The following is a 5,000-nucleotide window of genomic DNA, read 5'->3' on the forward strand; positions in this document are numbered from 1 at the left end:
ATGGAAAATGAGGCTTTCCCAAGGCTGTAGAGGATCACGCAAAGAGCCTTTTTGACTGCCGTTTCACGGTTATACCGACGATCTCCCTTCACAAAATTCAAGTCACATGCTTTATATTTATAGCGCTGAATCCCGCGCACATGGCCATTCTTATGCGTATCTTCACTTTTGCAACAGGTTTCAGATGATCATCTGAAACCAACCTAATTGAGTATTTTAATAGCATTCTATCAAAAACTATCTAAATGTGAAGTCTCTCGATGCTTTAGTTAAATGTATTGCTATTTTGTTTGACATTCCTTTCAATATTTCATCTTCTACGTGAGTGGTTCTTAGTCAATAGAGAGGATAGTTGCTCTATTAAAGCGTGTTAGATATACAATTCAAGATTGCGGATTCTTCTTATTTTCTTACAGTCTTATTTTCTAAAGATAGGAATTTGATGATATTTTTTCTTATTTTTATATATAAAAAAGCGTTCAATGCTCCTAAAAGTATAAGCAGTGCTTTTTTTTCAACTAGAGTTAGCTTCTTATGGCGAAATGCTCTAAGAAATTGAAACAGATAGACTTTTTATTTAGGAAGATCTATCAAAAATTTGTAATCATGCCGCGGTATTGAGGGGCAGTATATGGATTTACAAGGAAGACTTATTTACTAAAAACACTGACTGCAAATAAAACAATCTTTTTACCTTCATAAATGAATCTTTATCAAGCACATCTATAAAAATAGACACAGCAGCAAAACTCGGGTGATACAAAAGAGTATCGCACGAATTTCACTGATATGCTAAAACCACAACATCCAACAGCTATAGTTCCCAAATTCTCTCATACAAAAATGGCTATGAGAAATATGTTAAAAATAAGCAGCTTTAACTATAAATCATCAGTATGAGATGTGTTGTTATCATGTGGCACCAAAGGTTCATGTTGTTCGGTGGTGCTGCTAAAAATAGAAGACGCACTAGAACATACAAACACTATAGCTTGATGAGTAAACGGAGTTGCTGAATCACGTGTTGCATATATACTACCCCTAAACCCTTCTATACTACATTTGCTTTTATCCCAAGAGGAGAAGTAGCCATCCTGTGTTCCGCATACATCTTTTGCAAACTCATTATATTCAGACCACTCTGTCCATACATTTCTGAATTTTGCAAATGATAAATCAATAGGATAAAGAACGAATGCAAAAGCTCCAATGGAAGCTGTTACTGGAGCGGTTGTAAACATAGCGAGGGATAAGGAAGTCCCCTTTGTTATAAGATAGATATGCGCAAAGGAAGAGGATGTGCCAGATAGCACATCATAGGCTAAGTTACTAGCACCATACCCATCATGTCCATATTTAGGCATCGCATCAGACATAGTGATACCTGCGCTCACTGCATAAGGCATTAAAGAAACAACTTTAAAATAATTCCCTTGTCCATTCCCAAAACAAATCTTGAGTTGCATTGCAAGACCAACGAAATTTGCGGAAAGTTTAATACCATTTTTAATAGTATGCTCTTGGAACCACTCTGCAAAAGAAGTAAATGTATTCATGCCAGCGGCTGCACCAAATACTACAGAAGCTGCAGCCTTTTGAGCAAAAGTTCTTTCCTGATTATTAGCTGCTGGGGCGCCAGGTGTTGTCGTACCTGTATGTGTTGGCACACCTACATTATGTTGTTCCATTATAGCATCAACGTTGTTTTCTTGTGATACTTCTTGCTTAAATTCTATGTGATGATCATCCTCCACATCTATAAATGCATTTTCTTCGTGTGTGTACCCAAAATTTCCCCTATATATAGGACTATTATGTAATTTCAGATCACTAGCAAGTATATTTTCGTAAGAACCAAAATTTTTATTAACAAAAGTAGGATACATCTTCCCCTCTTCTATTATTTCTATTTTTTTAAACTGATCAGCTATACTTTTTCTAAAATTCATTTGATTCGGTTCTTTATTCTCTTCTTCCCTCTTTGCATTTTCATCTTGGTTATTAACATCTACAGCCTCATTATCATTTCGGAACTTGTTAAATGTTATGTAATGAACAAACCACTTACACCAATTTTCATTGTGAATTCCTACTGGAGGGTTTCCTATTTTGTTGTCATTATGTCCTGAGTTTTTGTTTTTGTTTTCTGGATTATGCTCATCATAAGAATCTTCATTATATTCCACATTATTCTTATTTCTCTCATCATCATGCTTCCCCTCATTTTGCTCTTCATTAGCTCTCTTTGAGTTTTCACTCATTTTTTCCTCATCAGATTCATTCTCATTTGATTCGGATTCATGTTTTGAGTCATTTTTATGCTCTTCACTATCCTCATTTTGCTCTTTATTATCTGGTCCCTTTAGTTTTTGACTTTCACTCTCACTCTCACTCTCACTCATTTCTTTATTATCATGGTCACTTGATTCGAATTTATGGTTTGAGTCCCTTTTATTGTCTTTATAATCTTCTTTAATATTGGAATTTTCTAGAAAACCTGCATCACTTTTTTTCATATCGCTATTATCACCAAAATTTAAATCGAAATTTTCGTTATTATTTTTGTCTAAATTAGATTTTATATTCGTAATACTACTCTTGATAAGGCTAAATTTTTGATCACTTACTGGTTTAGCCTCCGGACTAAATGTCAATCTTAATGCATCTAGGTTAGAAGGCTGCTCACTAGCATGCTGGCTACAAAAATCTGCAGACGTCTTTACGTCATATGAGTGTTCTTGAAGGCCAAACACATTCCCGTCAGGATTTTCGGGCCCACTCTCACCCTCACTATAAGTATCTCTTATTACGCTGTTATTACTATTATCTCCTACTTCCTTTTTCTCCTCTTTATCAGATAAAGAAACTTCCTGTAGAAATTTGTTATGAGCTCGAATAGCTCTTGGCGCTCCATAATTTGATAAATCATCAATAGTAGACCTACTCAAATCATATTTTTTCTTACCACCTGTAAGTTTACTATCCTTCATACTCCTAATCCAATAAACAACAAAAACTACAATGCATATACATTACACTTCAGATGACGATTAGATTTGAAGACAAGACGCAACCAAACATAGCCAGCTATCTAATCATCTCAAGTGTATAATATCAAGATAGCATCATGCGGTCAAGTGGATAATTTAATAATCTATTAATTATTATACTAGTTTAATATGCAAGAGCTCAAAAATAATGAGTGCATACTAGAGTAGTACAGCTTTTTAAAAATCTTCTTCAAATGAGTATTGGAATTCTAAATTTCTTTATAGGTAGAGCTATATTTGAGATATATGGCTAAAGCATCATAGAAATGGTACATGACTAATTTTAAAATAGGTTAGTTATCATTGTGTTAAGTTTAATAAAATTATTTTTTATGTAATCATTCTATACCGCCTTAGCTATATGAGCTTGGAGATGTGGAAATTAATAATAAATTTCAATATAATCACCGAGAATATAGACAAGTAACTTAGTTACTTATCTATTAAGCTAACGTTCTGATCAATCTAGTAATTTATTATATTTATAATAGAGCGTATTCCTTTTACGTGCTAGCATCAGTGATCTGTTGTTTTATATAAGGCATATGTTTCAGAGGTTTATTGCGTTTCCGATTATTGCTTGGCTGATCTTTTTTGCTACAACTTTATGTTATTCGGAGGTTCATTTTGGTTACCCAATTAATACCATAATAAAAGGTGGCAAGGTGCAAGATATAATATCAACTGGTGCATCACTTAGGACAATGAATGGCTACCAAATACCTATTAAAGTCGGGGCGAGAAGCTATTTTATAACTGGTGATAGCATGAAAGAAGTGATAAAATTTCTTTCTGAGTTTAAGACGTATAATGTTATAGCACAGACCTTAGGGCAGGATGGCCATTGGCGCAATGGTGGAGGGAATGTTTATCTTGTTATAAAGAATAAGAGCCCAAAAGATTATGAGCTAATAGTAAAGAATATACAGGCACTTGCAAATAAGATGAATCCCATCGTGCCAGTTGCTGATGAGATTATAAAAGCGTTATCAGATATGGGTGTGATACAATTTTCAAGTGCGCAGGAGATTTTTTCTTATATCACAGATTATGTTAAATCCTCCGAGGCTACTGATGAAATAAGAAAGATATATAAGGAAACATTAGAGGGGGCTGCGCCGTTATTTGCTCCTTCTGCTCAACCTTCTGCTCAAGATCGTTCTTCAGGAAGCAGTATCGGATTTAAACATTTTAAGCTTCCTGACTTTTTAAAGGCTGCAAAAAAAGTAAATAGTGCTAGTGGGAGTATTAAATATATATTTAATAAAATTTTCTATAAAAATACTAATAGAGGTTTAATAGGTGGAGAGCTTTTAGATTTGAAAAAGGGCGTCATTATAGAAATTTGCTCCTATCCTTCTGTGCCAAATAAGGCAAAAGGATTATTAGATTTAAAAAGCGAAGTTGTTAACATAGATGAGGTGATAAGAGCGTTGGGGGCGCTAAAGTAGTATCTTAAATATATGGATGTAAGCGGTTATGCCACTTGCATCCATGGTATGGAAAGCTAGGACACCAAGCATAGATACTTTAAAGAAGATTTATAATATAATTCAGTAGCTTATTTGTATTTATTGTATCTAAAGTTGCAAAGGCTATCTCTAATATTCTTGGCCTCTAACTCTGCTTTTTTACGAAACTATTTCTAGCCTCAAAAATACAAAATAAAGAGAAGCTTATTAAAACAGTGATTAGGCACTGTTAACAAAGGTTGTATTTAATAGATGCTAAAGCTATAAAGGCAAGGAAAGAGAGATCGGATTTCTCAAATCGTAATGCTAAGCGTCGATTTTCTTTGAGTTTAGCGAAGAAATTTTCTATCTTGCTTCGCAATTTGAATTTATCTTTATCGTATTCTATAGGCTCAATGCGATTCTTCCGCCCAGGAATTACAGGAATATTGTTATTTGATAGCAAATAAGAGCGATGCTTGTTGCTATCATAGCCCTT

General features: G+C 34.1%; 3 protein-coding genes. 2 read left to right on the forward strand and 1 reads right to left on the reverse strand.

The window, feature by feature from the left end; translation table 11 throughout:
• Positions 1-881: 881 nt before the first annotated feature.
• On the reverse strand, positions 882-2,990 hold the full coding sequence (locus tag Cyrtocomes_RS05120; RefSeq protein WP_322498119.1) for a hypothetical protein: 2,109 nt from the start codon (positions 2,988-2,990) through the stop codon (positions 882-884).
• Positions 2,991-3,595: 605 nt separating this feature from the next.
• On the opposite strand from Cyrtocomes_RS05120, the gene Cyrtocomes_RS05125 reads away from it, so the two are divergent.
• Entirely contained in the window at positions 3,596-4,501 is a 906-nt protein-coding gene (locus Cyrtocomes_RS05125) for a hypothetical protein (protein WP_322498120.1), read from the forward strand.
• A gap of 260 nt (positions 4,502-4,761) precedes the next feature.
• Entirely contained in the window at positions 4,762-4,971 is a 210-nt protein-coding gene (locus Cyrtocomes_RS05130) for a hypothetical protein (protein ID WP_322498121.1), read from the forward strand.
• The last annotated feature ends 29 nt before the right edge of the window (positions 4,972-5,000 follow it).

The sequence above is a fragment of the Candidatus Cyrtobacter comes genome (assembly GCF_034470605.1).
Classification (GTDB): domain Bacteria; phylum Pseudomonadota; class Alphaproteobacteria; order Rickettsiales; family Midichloriaceae; genus Cyrtobacter; species Cyrtobacter comes.